The following is a 16,706-nucleotide window of genomic DNA, read 5'->3' as shown; positions in this document are numbered from 1 at the left end:
ACTCGCGTCCACTATACAGTTCTCACACAACACACCAACCACAAGGTCCCATGACAGCACAACCAGCACACAACCAGCCACACCACACAAAACCACGTGAGTGATCAACCAGAACAACCACGTTGCCCCAGACACCCAACAGCGCACCAACACACACAAACAAGAAAAAACACACAACAACCACAAACACAACAACCACAACACCCTCACACCACACAGCGCGAGAAAAAACCATCATGGGTCACACGCATCCACCCGGATACAAAAAACAACAGGCAACAACTGTCACCCAACAATAAAAACTCCTTAGAAAGGAGGTGATCCAGCCGCACCTTCCGGTACGGCTACCTTGTTACGACTTCGTCCCAATCGCCGATCCCACCTTCGACAGCTCCTCCCACAAAGGTTAGGCCACTGGCTTCGGGTGTTACCAACTTTCATGACGTGACGGGCGGTGTGTACAAGGCCCGGGAACGTATTCACCGCAGCGTTGCTGATCTGCGATTACTAGCGACTCCGACTTCATGGGGTCGAGTTGCAGACCCCAATCCGAACTGAGGCCGGCTTTCAGCGATTCGCTCACCCTCACAGGCTCGCAGCGCGTTGTACCGACCATTGTAGCATGTGTGAAGCCCTGGACATAAGGGGCATGATGATTTGACGTCATCCCCACCTTCCTCCGAGTTAACCCCGGCAGTCTCTCATGAGTCCCCACCATAACATGCTGGCAACATAAGACAAGGGTTGCGCTCGTTGCGGGACTTAACCCAACATCTCACGACACGAGCTGACGACAACCATGCACCACCTGTATACAGACCACAAGGGAAAACGTATCTCTACGCCGATCCTGCATATGTCAAGCCCAGGTAAGGTTCTTCGCGTTGCATCGAATTAATCCACATGCTCCGCCGCTTGTGCGGGCCCCCGTCAATTCCTTTGAGTTTTAGCCTTGCGGCCGTACTCCCCAGGCGGGGCGCTTAATGCGTTAGCTACGGCACGAAAGTCGTGGAAGACCCTCACACCTAGCGCCCACCGTTTACGGCATGGACTACCAGGGTATCTAATCCTGTTCGCTCCCCATGCTTTCGCTCCTCAGCGTCAGTTACTGCCCAGAGACCTGCCTTCGCCATCGGTGTTCCTCCTGATATCTGCGCATTCCACCGCTACACCAGGAATTCCAGTCTCCCCTACAGCACTCAAGTTATGCCCGTATCGCCTGCACGCCCGGAGTTAAGCCCCGGAATTTCACAGACGACGCGACAAACCACCTACGAGCTCTTTACGCCCAGTAATTCCGGACAACGCTCGCACCCTACGTATTACCGCGGCTGCTGGCACGTAGTTAGCCGGTGCTTCTTATCTAGGTACCGTCACAAAAGCTTCGTCCCTAGCGAAAGAGGTTTACAACCCGAAGGCCGTCATCCCCCACGCGGCGTCGCTGCATCAGGCTTGCGCCCATTGTGCAATATTCCCCACTGCTGCCTCCCGTAGGAGTCTGGGCCGTATCTCAGTCCCAATGTGGCCGTCCACCCTCTCAGGCCGGCTACCCGTCGACGCCTTGGTAGGCCATTACCCCACCAACAAGCTGATAGGCCGCGGGCTCATCTCGTACCGAAAAAACTTTCCACCACACACACTAAAGCATGGTCCTATCCAGTATTAGACCCAGTTTCCCAGGCTTATCCCGAAGTACGAGGCAGATCACCCACGTGTTACTCACCCGTTCGCCACTCGAGTACCTAGCAAGCTAGGCCTTTCCGTTCGACTTGCATGTGTTAAGCACGCCGCCAGCGTTCGTCCTGAGCCAGGATCAAACTCTCCATAAAAAATCAGTCAAAAGACCAACCCTTTTAAGCTGGAACAAGCCCAACCAACTGGCTAAAAACCACCACAAACAACACAACATTGCCTGCGACTGGCAAAAAAATAAAAAATAATGATTTGCTCTATCAAAAACGTGGCCATCATCCCTTTGACGAGGAAAAATAATCATGACCACCAACACAACAATTCACAATAACCATCATGTTATTTACAAGCCATGGCACACTTGCCGGCCGTATGACAACATCACGTTCATCATCATTGCATATATCTTTTTCTTATCCGATCCCCACCCCATAAAAAGATGGGAACCAAAAGTACATTGGCACACTATTGAGTTCTCAAACAACACAATCACACAACACCAACCACCATCACAATGATGACCAGAACATTGCGGTGAATGAAACGTTAACCCCTGATGAACATAAAGTCAAACAGGATCAACACTTTTTCTAATTTTGTCCAATCCGAACAACCTCTCAGCGTCGGCGACTCGCTATAAGTTACACACGTTCACACAAACACACAAACACACAGGTAGAAAGGTTTTTGAAGATGTTAAAATGACTTAAGGTCCAATCTCACGAGAAAACGTGAGATTGGACCTTAAACATCAATCTTTATGCGGAGTACTTCACACCTGCAAAGTTTTTCTTGCCTTTGCGAAGCACCAACCATGTTCCATGTAGTAAAACCTCATCAGTTGGTTGCCAATCTTCTGATTCCATTCGCTCATTATTGACGTATGCACCGCCTTCTTTAATTGTTCTACGCGCTGCACCCTTCGAATCAACAAGACCCGCGCCAATTAGAAGATCGACAATCGTGGGCGATTCGCCTGAAGCAACTTCAAAAATGACGGTTTCGGACAATGCGCCTTCCAACGTAGCTTCATCTAAATCTCCTAACGATGCTCGGCCGAAAAGTGCTTGAGCGGCCAGCTCTACCGAAACAGTTGCAGCGTGCCCATGAACTAAATCGGTCATCTCTTGAGCAAGTCGGCGTTGTGCTGCTCTTTGGTGAGGACGCTCCCGTACTTCAGTTTCTAATTCAGCGATTTCTTCTTGCGTTAAGAAAGTAAACCATCGAAGGTAATCAATGACTACGGAATCTCCCGCATTGAGGAAATATTGATACCACGAATATGCAGAGGTTTTCTCAGGATCAAGCCAAAGCTTTCCGCCACCTGTCGACTTACCAAACTTCTGCCCTTGAGCATCAGTCACAAGCGGAACGGTTAGAGCGTGGGTTTTTGTCCCTGATACTCGACGATTGAGATCCACGCCCGAAACAATGTTGCCCCATTGATCTCCACCACCGATTTGCAGTACACAGTCGTATTCACGATTCAGCTGAACAAAATCATTAGCTTGGAGCAGCATGTAGGAAAACTCTGTATAAGAGATTCCGTCTGTTTCCAAGCGTCGTTTGACAGTTTCACGATCCAGCATCGTATTTATTGAAAAGTTTTTTCCGACATCACGCAAAAAATCCACAACTGACATCGGCATAGTCCAGTCAGCATTGTTTACCATGATGGCTGGATTATCACCATTGAAGCGAACAAATGACCGAAGTTGTTTCTTAATCGACTCAAGATTGAGTTCGATAGTTTCGTGGGACAGCATAGAACGCTCCCCCACGTCGCGTGGATCCCCAATAAAACCTGTTGCACCCCCAGCAAGAGTAATCGGTCGGTGACCAGCTTCTTGGAAACGCCGGAGCATAATCATCGGTACCAAATGACCTGCGTGCAGAGAGTCACCTGTTGGATCAAACCCGCAGTATAGTGTGATCGGTTTTTCGCATGCTTCTCGCAACGCATCGATGTCGGTGGACTGATTAATCAGGCCACGCCATTGGAGTTCGTCGATAATGTTCATAAAAGATCCCTAATTATTTTTCTGCTGGTGGCCACGCGATGGATTCGTCGACAAGCATTACTGGAATGCCGTCATCAATTCGATAGGCAATCCCGAGGCGTTCATTAACGAGGACTTGCTCTGCCTCGAGATATTTTAGTGGGCCTTTATCCTGAGGGCAGGCCAGCACTTCAAGCAGCTTAGGGTCAATACTCATGATTGGCATTGTACCTATCCCAAAAGGCAATACTGATATCGCTACCCCAAATAAGAAAAATGCCAGTGTATCTATTCACTGGCATTTTCAATGTCACTTACGAACAGGAGTTAGCGCCCATTCTTTAAAAGATTGCGAGGCGGCTTCTACTCGAGAACGTTGTTCTTCAACTCTTACGCCTGCTGTCCCGCCGCGTGTAGCTCGCGATGCAACCGCGCCTTCTACAGTAAGCACAGTACGTACTTCGGGTGTCAAACGTATATCCACGGAAGCAAGTTCAGCATCAGTAAGCTCGTCGAGGCCTACGCCACGAGATTCTGCGATTCTGACGCATGCTCCGGAAGCTTCGTGAGCTTCGCGGAATGGAACACCTTGACGTACCATCCACTCTGCCAAGTCAGTAGCAAGGGTAAAACCTGCTGGAGCTAATGAGAGAAGTCGATCCTCGTGGAAGGTAAGCGTAGACACGAGACCAGTCATAGCTGGAAGCAGCAAATTCAACTGAGCAAACGAGTCAACAATAGGCTCTTTATCTTCCTGAAGATCTCTATTGTAGGCAAGCGGCTGTGCTTTAAGAGTTGCCAACAGCCCTGAAAGATTTCCGATCAAGCGTCCGGTCTTGCCACGAGTTAGTTCAGCGACATCAGGATTCTTCTTTTGCGGCATGATTGATGAGCCAGTTGACCAAGCATCAGAAAGAGTTACATAGCCGTACTCTGGTGTACACCAGTAAATAATTTCTTCAGCTAATCGCGACATGTCAATGGCAATTTGCGTTAGAACATATGCAGTTTCTACTGCAAAGTCGCGTGAAGATGTACCATCAATCGAATTATCACACGCTGAGTCGAAACCTAGTTCCTCAGCAATCGCCTCAGGATCCAAGTGCAAAGATGAACCAGCTAATGCACCGGAACCATAAGGAGAAATAGCAAGACGTTTATCTAGATCTCTAATACGATCAATGTCACGAAGCAACGGCTGCGCATGGGCAAGCAACTGATGCGCTAGCAAGACAGGTTGGGCTGCTTGAGAATGCGTCTTTCCAGGCATAATCGCACGGGGATGCTGAGTAGCTTGATATACCAAGGCATCGACAAGCTCGGTGACCTGCAAGGCTACTGAACGCACGGCATCACGAACCCACATCCTAAACAAGGTAGCAACCTGATCGTTGCGGGAACGACCGGCACGTAAGCGTCCGCCTACTTCAGGCCCCACGATGTCGATAAGTCCGCGCTCCATTGCACCATGGACGTCCTCATCAGTCGGCAATGGATTGAATTCACCTGAAGCTACAGCTTTGCCCAACTTGTCGAGACCGTCAAGCATTGTCTCTAAATCGGGGTCAGAAAGTAGTTTCGCCTTGTTCAAAACACGAGCATGGGCTTTTGAGGCTAGAACATCGTACGGAGCTAAAACCCAGTCAAAGTGCGTAGATACAGATAACGCGAACATCGCCTCTGAAGGGCCGCCAGAGAAGCGGCCACCCCAAAGCGCGCCTTCATTAGTACCGTGTTTTTGCACTATTGTGCCTCACGGTCACGCTTGTTCGAGATCTTGGATGACAAACCGTGAAGTTCTACGAAGCCCTTAGCCAAGGTCTGGTCGAAGGTATCACCGGTGTCATAAGTAGCCAAGTCGAAGTCGTAAAGCGAATGCTCAGAACGTCGTCCGTTTACGGTGCACTTACCAGCATGCATGACCATGCGAATGTCACCTGTTACGTGCTCTTGGGTATTTTCAATGAACGCATCCAAAGAACGCTTGAGTGGCGCGTACCACAATCCGTCGTACACCTCTTCAGACCAACGAGCGTCGATTCCGCGCTTGTAACGTGCAAGCTCACGCTCAATGGTCACATCCTCCATAGCTTGGTGTGCTGTAATCAGTGCAATTGCACCTGGAGCCTCGTAGACCTCGCGAGATTTAATACCAACGAGACGATCTTCCACCATGTCTAGACGGCCAATGCCTTGTGCACCTGCACGACGGTTCATTTCTTCAATCGCTTCAAGTACGGTGACTGGACGTCCATCGATTGCTACCGGAACACCAGATTTGAAGCTAATGATGATCTCATCAGGAGCATTTCCGAGAGCTGGATCTTCAGTGTAGGAGTATAGATCTTTTGTCGGCGGGTTCCAGAGATCCTCAAGGAAACCGGTCTCTACGGCGCGTCCCCAAACATTTTGATCGATGGAGAATGGCGACTTCTTGGACTGCTCGATAGGTAGATTAATCTCTTCAGCAAAAGCAATCGCCTTATCACGAGTCCATGCGTAATCGCGGGCTGGGGCAATGATCTGCAGTTCTGGAGCAAGGTTGCGGAAACCTACCTCAAATCGAACCTGATCGTTTCCTTTACCAGTACAACCGTGGGAAACATGGGTACCACCATGTTCTTTAGCGGCTTCTACTAAGTGCTTCACGATGAGCGGACGAGAGATTGCAGAAACCAAAGGGTACTGCTTCATGTACATACCGTTTGCTTTGATAGTCGACAGGCAGTAATCATTGGCAAACTCATCTTTAGCGTCAATGACGATAGATTCAACCGCACCACAATCGAGCGCACGCTGACGAACGGACTCCATGTCCTCTCCGCCTTGGCCAAGATCCAAAGAAACTGCGACAACTTCGCCGCCAGTCATCTTAGCCAGATATGGAATTGCAACGGAGGTATCGAGTCCACCTGAATAGGCGAGGACGACACGATTGGTCATGGTTTTCTCCTTCGAATAAAGCTTTTGCAATACAGAAAGTTCAAGATGTCTACAGCGCCAAGAAATTCTGCATATATTAAGTCAAACGGATAGTTTACGCCTTTTATAGAAAAGACAACACACTGGCATGGATTTTAGTGAAACTGATAACTCATTTTTAGAGTGAGGTCCGTCGTTGGCTTAGGAATTCTCCCAATTCCTTGCCCGTCATAGGGTCACGCGCCAGTACAAACACGGTGTCATCGCCTGCGATGGTTCCTACCACCTCGTCCATTCCAACACGATCAATAAAGGACGCTAAAAAGGGGGCCCCCGCCGGAGGTGTACGCAGCACCGCAATGTTTCCAGAGTGGTCTACTGACACCAAAAGATCATCTAACATTTTTCGTAATTTTTCACGAGTTCCCGCCGTCGTAGATGACACAGCATCCTCAGATGTCCCTACGGCATAAAATGCACGCCCACCATTAGGGCGGATTTTTTTAGCCCCGAGCTCATCTAAATCGCGTGACAAAGTACCTTGAGTGATGTCAACGCCGCGTTGCTTTAATAATTCCGACAACTGCATTTGACTCGACACTTGGTTTTGCTCGAGCAAATCCAAAATAAGTGCTTGACGAACCGTCCTCGTAATCGGGCCATTGCTCATAGATTCATCCTTAAAGAACTTAAAACGCGGGGGAAAAGTCTGACTCCACGCCTGATACTAAATAGTACAAAGCCAGACTAAAACAAATGAAATGCCAGTCGATAAATTATCGCGGTTGATTTTCCATAAGCCAGACAAGCAGGGCTTTTTGCGCATGAAGTCGATTTTCAGCCTCATCAAAAACAACTGATTGCGGTCCATCAATGACCGAAGCCGCCACCTCACTACCTCTATATGCCGGTAAGCAATGTAAGAAAATTGCTGACTTTTTCGCTAAAGCCATCACCTCATCATTGACCTGATAAGGCAAAAATGGAGTGCGTCGGTCGATACCGTCATTTTCCATACCCATAGATACCCATGTGTCTGTGATTACAACATCTGCATCAGATACTGTGGAAATATCAGCTGTGATCGAAACAGTTGCGCCAGTCTCGCTGGCACGCTTTTCCGCCCTATCGACGAATTCTTGCTTTGGTTGGAATTTTTCAGGCGCAATAATAGTGATATCAAGACCAGCGGTAGCGAAACCGATCAGATAAGAATTCGCCATGTTGTTATCACCATCGCCCAAATACACAGCTTTCAGACCTTTTAAGCCAGGCACTCCTTCTTGCGGGCAAAGATGCTCGATACAAGTTTGCAAGTCAGCCAGTATTTGGCAGGGATGCAAGTCGTCTGACAATGCATTGACGATAGGAACAGTTGCGGTTTCTGCCATGTCCAAAAGATTTTGGTGAGAACCCGTTCGCCACACAATAGTGGAGACAAAACGAGAAAGAACAGCACCAGTGTCTTGGAATGTCTCCCCCTTACCCATTTGTGATTTGCCGGAGTCGACCACGATCGCATGTCCGCCGAGTTGCGAAATACCAGCTTCGAAGGAAAAACGCGTGCGTGTCGACGTTTTATCGAACAGAACTGCCACTGATTGTGGACCGTCATACGTCTTTCGCGAATATGGAGCTTGCTTCAATTCCGAAGCAAGCTCCAGAACTTCACGTTGCTGCGCAGGCGTAAGGTCGTCGTCCGCTAAAAAGTGGCGTACACGGGTTTGAGTACTCATATCTATTCTTTCTTCCGAAGACAACGCCCTAATGGCATTCTTTCTTCTTTATCTTAGTCAGCACTATTGAAAGTCGTTCAATTGATTCATGAATTTCTGCGTCACTGATAACTAAAGGCGGAGTAAGTCGCAGCACAGACGCAGAAGGTGCGTTCACGATGAGCCCATGTTCTAAAGCCAGTTTTACGCACTCTTTAGCAACTGGCTCGGACAACACCACACCAAGCATCAAACCACGTCCGCGGATCGACTCAACCAAAGGCAGTCGGCTCATTCCTTCGACTAACTTGTAACTCTTACGCTGGACGTTCTCGAGGAAATCGTCGTCAATTGTGCGCAAAACTGCCCCTGCCGCGGCACAAGACACCGGATTTCCACCAAAAGTCGCGCCATGTTTGCCAGGACCTAACAAATCTTTCGCTTTTCCCGTTGCAAGGCATGCACCAATCGGTAATCCCCCTCCCAAACCTTTCGCCATAGTAACGACGTCGGGAATGACACCAGTTTCATGCTGAAATGCGAAAAAATCCCCAGTGCGTCCGATTCCAGTTTGGACTTCATCAACGATCATCAGAATGTCAAATTCATCGCATAAGCCCCTAACCGCTAACAAAAATCCATCCGGTGCAGGAATAACACCAGTTTCACCTTGAATTGGCTCTAAAACTATGGCTGCGACATCTGTCGAGTTGATTTGGACAAGCTTACGCAAATAGTCAATGTCACCATAGGGATAAAATTCAACGCCTGCGGGCAGCGGATAAAACGGCATTTGTTTGTCAGGTTGGCCCGTCATAGCAAGTGCGCCCATCGTACGACCGTGAAAACCATGCTGCGCTGCTAATATTCGGTTCTTTCCAGTCATACGAGCCAACTTGAAAGCCGCCTCATTAGCTTCAGTACCTGAGTTACAGAAAAATACTCGGGTATCGTGAGCAATTTGAGCTGAGTCGGTGGTTCCTTTCGCGAAGCGTTGGATTAACCGAGCTGCGGTATCGATAACTGGTCGCGATCCGAAGAGATTTGAAACATGAGCAAAATTTGAAATCTGTTCTGTTACGGCCTCAACAATGCCCGGATGCGCATGACCCAAAGAGTTTACGGCAATTCCTGCCAGTAAATCGATGTACGTTTTACCTACAGAATCCGTAAGAGTGGCGCCATTTCCTCCTGTGATCGTCACAGGGGGTGTGCCGTAGGTATTCATAATGACATCAGCCCATTGAATCTCTGACGATTGTGAATCTGTGTTCGTCGCATTCTTAGACATGATTATCCTTTCGGTACACTGTCCCATTTGTCATTTCTATATCGGGTACAACCATGGTCCCAACACCGCCCGAAGTCAGTAACTCAAGAAGCACTGAATGCGCGACTCGTCCATCAATTACGTGAGCTGCCGAAACGCCATGCGTGACCGCATCTACACAGCTTTCCATTTTAGGAATCATTCCCGAGTCCAATGCTGAAAGCTTTTCATGCAACCTCTCAGCACCAATCACGGATACCAACGAGGCTTTATTCGGCCAGTCAGTATAAAGACCCTCGACATTCGTGAGAATCAGTAGGCGTTCGGCGGACAACGCAGCAGCCAACGCCCCTGCAGCTGTATCAGCGTTGATGTTATATACCGACCCATCATCGCCTGGAGCGATGGTAGAGACTACCGGAATTCGACCAGCATCAATGATATCCATCAAGCTTGAAGCGTTGACTGCTGTAATATTGCCAACTTGGCCAATATCGGTTAGTTCTCCATCGATTTCGACAAGTCGTTTCTCGGCTCTGAAAAGGCCAGCATCCTCGCCAGAGGTACCCACTGCATAAGGGCCGTGTGAGTTAATCAGTCCAACTAGGTCACGACCTACTTGACCAAAGAGGACCATCCGAACGATTTCAAGCACCTCCGGTGATGTAACGCGGAATCCTCCTTTAAACTCACCCTCGATGCCGAGGCGTTGCAGCATTTGTGAAATTTGAGGGCCGCCACCGTGCACAACAACCGGACGAACGCCTACTGTGCGAAGAAAAACCATATCTGCCGCGAAAGCAGCTTTGAGCTCTTCGTCGACCATGGCATTGCCACCATATTTAACGACGACAATTTTGTCGCGATAACGCTGCAACCATGGCAGCGCATCTGCCAGTACGGTTGCACGCTCTCGGGAGGTCAAGTTATCGATAGTGGCTGTCATAGCCCCACACCGGCTTTCTTGTCTTAAGTGTTTGAGTTATGAGGAATACGCTGAGTTAATTTCAACGTATTGATGTGATAGATCTGTCGTTCGAACAAAAGCCTTTCCAGATCCCCCTGTTCCAAGATCAACTCGAACATCGATATCAATTCCAGAGAGGTCCACCTGACGGGCTTCCGGAGTTCCACCGGATTGCAGGCAAACTGCTTGATCATTGAAATACACCGATATGTTATCTGGATCCATATCAGCATCAGCCATTCCAACTGCAGCTAGAACTCGCCCCCAGTTCGGATCAGAACCAAACATCGCGCACTTGAATAGATTGTCTCGTCCCAAGGTTCTAGCCGCATTCAGCGCTTGAGAATCCGTGGTTGTTCCGGTCACAGTAATGCGCACACGTTTTGTCACACCTTCGGCATCAGCTTGCAGCTGGTCGGCAAGATCAGCACAGGCTTGAAGGACAGCGTCGTTAAATTCTGATTCAGTGGGCGTGATTCCCGATGCCCCGTTTGCCAAAAAAATTACGGTGTCATTGGTAGAGGTTGAACCATCAATATCGAGAGTATTAAAAGTCACGTCGCATGCCTTGGACAAAGCGGCGTGAGCTTGTTCTTGGGTCACATAAGCATCAGTAGTAAGACATACCAACATCGTGGCGAGGGAAGGCGCCATCATGCCAACACCTTTACCCATACCCCCTAATGTCCAGCCATTACACTTGACAACTATTTCTTTAGCGATCGTATCGGTCGTCATGATCGACTCTGCAGCTTCCCCACCGTTATCTCCCAATGTAGGAATTAGCTTATCGACGCCTGCTTTTATCTTGGTCACTGGAAGAGGCTCTCCAATGAGACCAGTGGAACATGCTGCTATGTCTAGTGGATCTACCTTCAAATTCGAGGCAAGATAGTCCACGATTTCGTGTACGTCTTTATCCCCTTGTGCACCATTACAAGCGTTCGCGTTGCCAGAATTGTAAAGAACTGCACGCAAAGTACCATTTGCGACCGCTTTCTTTGTGTACTTGACTGGCGATGCCACAACTCGATTCCGAGTAAATACCGCTGCACCAACAAATTTCGGCCCTTGGTTCACAACCAACGCCATATCTTTGTTTCCAGATGGCTTAATTCCCGCAGTCGTACCTGCCGCAACAAACCCCTGTGGAGCAGTTACTCCGTGTGAACTCATTTAAATCCCCTTCGCATTGCCAGTTGTGTTGTACGCTACCCCGTTTAATCTCATGGTGGAGGATTTTGCAATTTCCTATGGTGTAACTCCACCACAAGGTAGACCTGAGGTTTCGGAAGCCCCGAGGGATAAATTCATACATTGAACTGCAGCCCCAGCTGTACCTTTTGTTAGATTGTCAATAGCAGAGGTAACGACTAGTTTTCCCGAATTATCGTCTACATCAACTTGTATGTGACACATATTGGAACCTACGACTGCCTGGGTTTGAGGCTGCTGCCCCGACGGCAATATATGCACAAAGGGCTCATTCTCATACGCATTGAGGTAAATCTCCCGAATTTCATCAAGAGTAACCCCGCTAGTTAACTTTGCCGTCGCGGTAGTAAGAATTCCACGAGGAAGCGGAGCCAAAACAGGAGTAAAGCTAACGACAACTTTTTGGTCTGCATATTCACTAAGATTTTGTGATATTTCAGGGGTATGTCGATGCTTTCCGGCCACGTTATAAGCCTTCAATGACCCCATTGTCTCTGCGCCCAACATAGCAACTGATGCCTTTTTACCAGCTCCAGACACTCCGGTAATTGAGACAACAGAAACGTCAGGTTCAATAATGTGAGCGGCAATTGCCGGCAAAAGTGCAAGTGTTGCACCTGTCGGAAAACATCCTGGCACCGCAATACGCTTTGATGATGCAATCAAATCCCTATGCCCAGGCATTTCTGGGATGCCATATGGCCATGAACCTGCATGTTTTCCCCCATAGTACGCATCCCAGTCTTTTTGATCTTTAAGTCGAAAATCTGCAGCACAGTCAATCACCGTAATTTCAGCAGGAAGCTGCTGAGCAATTTCCGCAGAAAACCCATGAGGCAATGCTAAAAATACGACATCATGACTTTTTAGTGTCTCAACATCAGTCGGGTCGACAACACGATCCGACAATTCGGGAAGATGCGGCATGAGTTCGCCAACTGTCTGGCCAACAGTTGAAGATCCCATCAGCGCTCCAATGCTCAGCTGACCTGATAAATACAACGGATGTTGCAGTAAAAGCCGAAGTATTTCTCCTCCGGCATATCCACTCGCACCAACGATAGCTACCTTGATATTCATAGCAGCCATCATACACATACTATGCATTTAAATGTAAAGTATTCGCCGTTGATATAATAAAATCCCTATGCCAATGAAAAATTACTTCATTGGCATAGGGATTCCCATTGGAGAACCATTGCTATTTTATGCACGCATCGTCGCGCCGAATAGCTCAGCAGCCCGACCCGCAGCTGCAAGCCTACCTTCAGAACATTCATCGTCTGTCAGCGTGCGATCCTGAGCACGGAATTCAAGAGAAAATGCAAGTGATTTTTTCTCTGCACCTAGCGCCTCAGAACGGTAAACGTCGAAAAGCTCAACCTTTTCCAGTAGCTCTCCTGCTGCATCCTCGATCACTTTACGTACGGATTCTGCCGGTACGGACTCGTCTACGACAAGTGCTAGATCTTGATGTAATGCAGGAAACGCGGATAGAACCGGCGCTGGAAATACTTCCTTCAATGGCAGTGCAGATACATCGAGTTCCATAGCGCACGTACGTGCTGGCAGATTCAATGCTTCAACAATCTGAGGATGCAGTTCGCCAGCATATCCAACAATGTGGTCACCAGCTTTTAATGCAGCACAGCGCCCAGGATGCCAAGGTAGCATCTCTACATTTTCGACGTTAAGTTCAACGCCTGATGCACGGGCAACAACTCGAGCCGACTCGATAGCATCGGCAAACGAATACGTTCGACCATGGCCCCATGGTCCCTCCAACTCCATAAAACCAGCGCCAACAGTTGCCACATGGAGTGGTTGTACTGGCAGGGAGTTCAGCAACTCAGCAACTTCATTATCGCTAGGACGCTGACGGACATCGAGCATTGGCGAAATACCTGAGCCACGTTTGAAGGACACCTGCTGAAGACCGAAAAGATTGACGGAAGTTTGCCCTCGAGAAACATTGCGGGTAACAGCCTCGAGCATAGAAGGCAGCAATGTAGTCGCGAGAACTCCGTACTCAGCGTCGAGTGGGTTTTGTACCGTGACGACGCTTCGACGCTCATCGTCTGCTGCAAGCCCCCACACATCGAACGTATCGTTTCGAATAAAAGGCGTAGGTAGGATTTCCGCATAGCCACTGTAGGCAAGTGCATGACCGATCGCACGACGACGCAATTGCGCAGGCGAGAGCCCAGATCCCACAGGTGCAAGCGGAACGATTGTTGGAATGTCCTCTAGTCCTTCGAGACGAAGAACCTCTTCAACCAAATCAGCAGACATAGTCATATCTGGACGCCACGTAGGAGGCGTGACAAGAAGATCATCACCATCGACTTCGACGGCACATCCGACTTCTTCCAACCGCGCAATCACAGTGGTGTCCGAATAAGCTACTCCAGCCAACTCGGCTGGGCGAGACGTCTTCATACGGATTTGAGGCATGCTTGGCGCAGATCCAATCAAAGTGCGGGTGGATTCCACAGAACCACCAGCAATACTGACGAGTAAGGCGCAGGCAACGTCTAGAGCTACCTCAATAATTTCTGGATCAACGCCACGCTCGAAGCGTCGTGACGCTTCGGTGCTGAGCTTATGGCGACGCGACGTACGTGCTGTAGTAATTGGATGCCAATTGGCAGCCTCAAAAAATACATCAGTTGTTTCGTCTGAAATTTCTGAAGTAGTTCCACCCATAACGCCGGCCAAGGATTGAATACCAGCATCATCGGAGATAACGACGTCTTCTACAGACAAAGTACGCTTTACATGATCAAGAGTCTCAAAAGACTCCCCTTTTAGGGCATTACGTACTACCAATCCGCCCTTAATTAAGTTGGCATCAAAGGCATGCATAGGCTGCCCCAAAAGTAACATGACGAAATTGGTCACGTCAGTTGCGGCATTCACACAACGCTGGCCTGACAGCATGAGCTCACGCTGCATCCAAAATGGTGTGGGAGCCTTTGGATCGATTCCAGAAACTTTACGAACTCCGAAACGACGTGCCTGCGTTTCTGCTCGCAGATCAACCTTAATTAACTCACCTGAGGCTTCTGGAACATCCGAAGTAGCGACGCCAGCCACGTTAAGATCTACTGCAGGATCAACGAACTTTAGATTAAAAGCCGAAGCCAGTTCTCGAGTTAATCCACGTGCAGACAATGCATATCCACGATCTGGCGTGATATTGACATCAAAAACAGTATCGTCCAAACCAACAATGCTTCGTGCATCAGTTCCTGGTTCTGCGATTTCATTCGGAAGCGTTATAATTCCAGAATTTTGCTTGTCAGATAGCCCCAATTCCGCTGCCGAGCAAATCATGCCAGCTGACATACGTCCATATGTCTCACGTGCCGAAATTGCGAAATTACCAGGCAAAACAGCACCTGGAAGTGAAACTACTACATAAGAACCTTCTTGGAAATTACGAGCCCCGCATACAATGGACTGAAGCTCTCCAGTGCCATTCGCATCTCCAACATTGACAAAGCAGTGACGAATTGGCTTTTTAAAGCCCTCTAGCTCTTCAATTGTTTCAACTCGACCGATGACGAGTGGACCAGTCGTCTCAGGGATTGCGCTATAACCCTCGGTTTCAAATCCGACTCGGACATATCCCGAATCCAGCTCAGCTGTACTAACTTTCCAATCTGGGTTCGATCGACCTAACAATTCGGTGACCCAGTTTTGTGAAATGAGCATGAAATCTAACTCCTGTTTATTCTTTCGATACTCGAATTGCTCTACGCCTGAACACCAAATGGAAGAGTGAAACGAACATCGCCTTCCACCATGTCACGCATATCAGTCAATCCATTTCTGAACTGCAAAGTACGTTCCAATCCCATTCCAAAAGCGAATCCTGAATACACTTCTGAGTCAATACCTGCAGCTTTCAACACGTTAGGGTTCACCATGCCGCAGCCGCCCCATTCGATCCAACCAGCACCGCCCTTTTTATTGGGGAACCAAACGTCCACTTCAGCTGATGGTTCAGTAAATGGGAAGTAATTGGCACGCATACGGGTTTTTGTTTCTGGACCAAACAAAGTCTTAGCCAAATGATCAAGTGTGCCACGCAAATGAGCCATAGTAAGGCCCTTATCCACAGCAAGACCTTCTACCTGATGGAAAACTGGAGTATGTGTCGCATCTAATTCATCCGTGCGAAACACGCGGCCTGGGCACACAACATAGATCGGCACCTCACGGGACAACATGGTTCGCATTTGCACAGGTGAAGTGTGAGTGCGCAAAACTTGACTCGAACCAGGCTCACCGACATGGAAAGTATCTTGCAACGTACGGGCAGGGTGATCAGGGATGAAATTTAGCGAATCGAAGTTGAAGTACTCTGCTTCTACTTCAGGCCCGTCTGCCACCTCATAGCCCATTGCTACAAAGATATCCGCAATCTTTTCGCTAAGGGTCGTAATTGGGTGTAGAGCACCTGTCTGATGACGCGTTGTGGGAACAGTGACGTCTATCCGCTCAGCCTTCAGCACCTCTTCGAGATGTTTAGCTTCCAAGACTTCTTTTACCTGAGCAAAGTGTTTCTCTACACGGCCCCGAGCCATGTTAACAAGACGACCGGCATCTTTACGCTGATCTTTAGGCAGAGTGCCTAGGCTACGTCGTGCTTGTGGAATCGGCGCCGCATCACCTAGATGATCTCGACGAGCGATATTCAACTCATCTAAGTTTGAAGCAACGTCAAAGGCACGAATCGCGGCATCAGCCGCTTGCGCTAGGCCCTCCTCAGTCAGCTCGACAGCGGAATAGTCCGGTTGTTCAGACACTCGATGCTCCTCGTCATAGTTAGCAGAAGTTATAGATAACCATGACATCATACCCCGTTATGCCAAGCCGAAGACCAACTCACCCACTACTGGCAAAGTGGGCCAATTACT

Annotated in this window: 12 protein-coding genes and 1 rRNA gene; all 13 read right to left on the bottom strand. The window is 48.8% G+C overall.

From position 1 onward, the window contains the following. Positions 1–310 precede the first annotated feature (310 nt). The 13 genes from ABMV07_RS06620 to pheS all read right to left on the bottom strand — a co-directional run bounded on the left by ABMV07_RS06620 (position 311) and on the right by pheS (position 16,595). Positions 311–1,829, bottom strand: a 16S ribosomal RNA gene (locus ABMV07_RS06620). Positions 1,830–2,450: 621 nt separating this feature from the next. Further along, positions 2,451–3,713 (bottom strand): tyrosine--tRNA ligase, encoded by a 1,263-nt coding sequence (tyrS, locus tag ABMV07_RS06615; RefSeq protein ID WP_197691803.1) that lies wholly within the window; start codon positions 3,711–3,713, stop codon positions 2,451–2,453. 13 nt (positions 3,714–3,726) lie between these two features. Then, the gene (locus tag ABMV07_RS06610; RefSeq protein ID WP_162495022.1) at positions 3,727–3,918 is read right to left on the bottom strand and encodes a Trm112 family protein; all 192 of its coding nucleotides are present in this window, start codon (positions 3,916–3,918) and stop codon (positions 3,727–3,729) included. Between the two features lie 84 nt (positions 3,919–4,002). Continuing rightward, entirely contained in the window at positions 4,003–5,436 is a 1,434-nt protein-coding gene (gene argH / locus ABMV07_RS06605) for an argininosuccinate lyase (RefSeq protein ID WP_088267771.1), read from the bottom strand. Then, positions 5,436–6,635, bottom strand: coding sequence for an argininosuccinate synthase (locus ABMV07_RS06600; RefSeq protein ID WP_088267772.1), 1,200 nt, complete (start codon positions 6,633–6,635; stop codon positions 5,436–5,438). The genes argH and ABMV07_RS06600 overlap by 1 nt, the downstream gene beginning before the upstream one ends. A 157-nt stretch (positions 6,636–6,792) precedes the next feature. Further along, positions 6,793–7,284 (bottom strand): arginine repressor, encoded by a 492-nt coding sequence (locus tag ABMV07_RS06595; RefSeq protein WP_196977376.1) that lies wholly within the window; start codon positions 7,282–7,284, stop codon positions 6,793–6,795. 106 nt (positions 7,285–7,390) lie between these two features. Then, a complete protein-coding gene (gene argF / locus ABMV07_RS06590; protein WP_088267773.1) occupies positions 7,391–8,350 on the bottom strand; it encodes an ornithine carbamoyltransferase in 960 nt (319 codons plus the stop codon). Positions 8,351–8,378: 28 nt separating this feature from the next. Beyond that, positions 8,379–9,620, bottom strand: coding sequence for an acetylornithine transaminase (locus ABMV07_RS06585; RefSeq protein ID WP_088267774.1), 1,242 nt, complete (start codon positions 9,618–9,620; stop codon positions 8,379–8,381). Then, positions 9,613–10,545 (bottom strand): acetylglutamate kinase, encoded by a 933-nt coding sequence (gene argB, locus ABMV07_RS06580; protein WP_196977377.1) that lies wholly within the window; start codon positions 10,543–10,545, stop codon positions 9,613–9,615. The genes ABMV07_RS06585 and argB overlap by 8 nt, the downstream gene beginning before the upstream one ends. Before the next feature lie 36 nt (positions 10,546–10,581). Beyond that, positions 10,582–11,742: a bifunctional glutamate N-acetyltransferase/amino-acid acetyltransferase ArgJ gene (argJ, locus tag ABMV07_RS06575; protein WP_088267776.1), complete on the bottom strand. Its 1,161-nt coding sequence runs from the start codon at positions 11,740–11,742 to the stop codon at positions 10,582–10,584. A gap of 75 nt (positions 11,743–11,817) precedes the next feature. Beyond that, the gene (gene argC, locus ABMV07_RS06570; protein WP_197691802.1) at positions 11,818–12,861 is read right to left on the bottom strand and encodes an N-acetyl-gamma-glutamyl-phosphate reductase; all 1,044 of its coding nucleotides are present in this window, start codon (positions 12,859–12,861) and stop codon (positions 11,818–11,820) included. Between the two features lie 126 nt (positions 12,862–12,987). After that, positions 12,988–15,498 carry a phenylalanine--tRNA ligase subunit beta gene (gene pheT / locus ABMV07_RS06565; protein ID WP_374064987.1) on the bottom strand — a complete coding sequence of 837 codons (2,511 nt, stop codon included), beginning with the start codon at positions 15,496–15,498 and terminating at the stop codon, positions 12,988–12,990. 41 nt (positions 15,499–15,539) lie between these two features. After that, positions 15,540–16,595, bottom strand: coding sequence for a phenylalanine--tRNA ligase subunit alpha (gene pheS / locus ABMV07_RS06560; protein ID WP_088267779.1), 1,056 nt, complete (start codon positions 16,593–16,595; stop codon positions 15,540–15,542). Positions 16,596–16,706: the final 111 nt, after the last annotated feature.

This window comes from Corynebacterium belfantii (assembly GCF_041898185.1).
GTDB lineage: Bacteria > Actinomycetota > Actinomycetes > Mycobacteriales > Mycobacteriaceae > Corynebacterium > Corynebacterium belfantii.
The sequence above is the reverse complement of the archived record's forward strand: the minus strand, read 5'-3'. Positions and strand labels throughout refer to the sequence as shown.

Excerpts from the sequence above, each read along its gene's own strand:
- tyrS (WP_197691803.1), bottom strand. The coding sequence starts at position 3,713 with ATGAACATTATCGACGAACTCCAATGGCGTGGCCTGATTAATCAGTCC.
- ABMV07_RS06610 (WP_162495022.1), bottom strand. The coding sequence starts at position 3,918 with ATGCCAATCATGAGTATTGACCCTAAGCTGCTTGAAGTGCTGGCCTGC.
- ABMV07_RS06600 (WP_088267772.1), bottom strand. The coding sequence starts at position 6,635 with ATGACCAATCGTGTCGTCCTCGCCTATTCAGGTGGACTCGATACCTCC.
- ABMV07_RS06595 (WP_196977376.1), bottom strand. The coding sequence starts at position 7,284 with ATGAGCAATGGCCCGATTACGAGGACGGTTCGTCAAGCACTTATTTTG.
- argF (WP_088267773.1), bottom strand. The coding sequence starts at position 8,350 with ATGAGTACTCAAACCCGTGTACGCCACTTTTTAGCGGACGACGACCTT.
- ABMV07_RS06585 (WP_088267774.1), bottom strand. The coding sequence starts at position 9,620 with ATGTCTAAGAATGCGACGAACACAGATTCACAATCGTCAGAGATTCAA.
- argB (WP_196977377.1), bottom strand. The coding sequence starts at position 10,545 with ATGACAGCCACTATCGATAACTTGACCTCCCGAGAGCGTGCAACCGTA.
- argJ (WP_088267776.1), bottom strand. The coding sequence starts at position 11,742 with ATGAGTTCACACGGAGTAACTGCTCCACAGGGGTTTGTTGCGGCAGGT.
- argC (WP_197691802.1), bottom strand. The coding sequence starts at position 12,861 with ATGAATATCAAGGTAGCTATCGTTGGTGCGAGTGGATATGCCGGAGGA.
- pheT (WP_374064987.1), bottom strand. The coding sequence starts at position 15,498 with ATGCTCATTTCACAAAACTGGGTCACCGAATTGTTAGGTCGATCGAAC.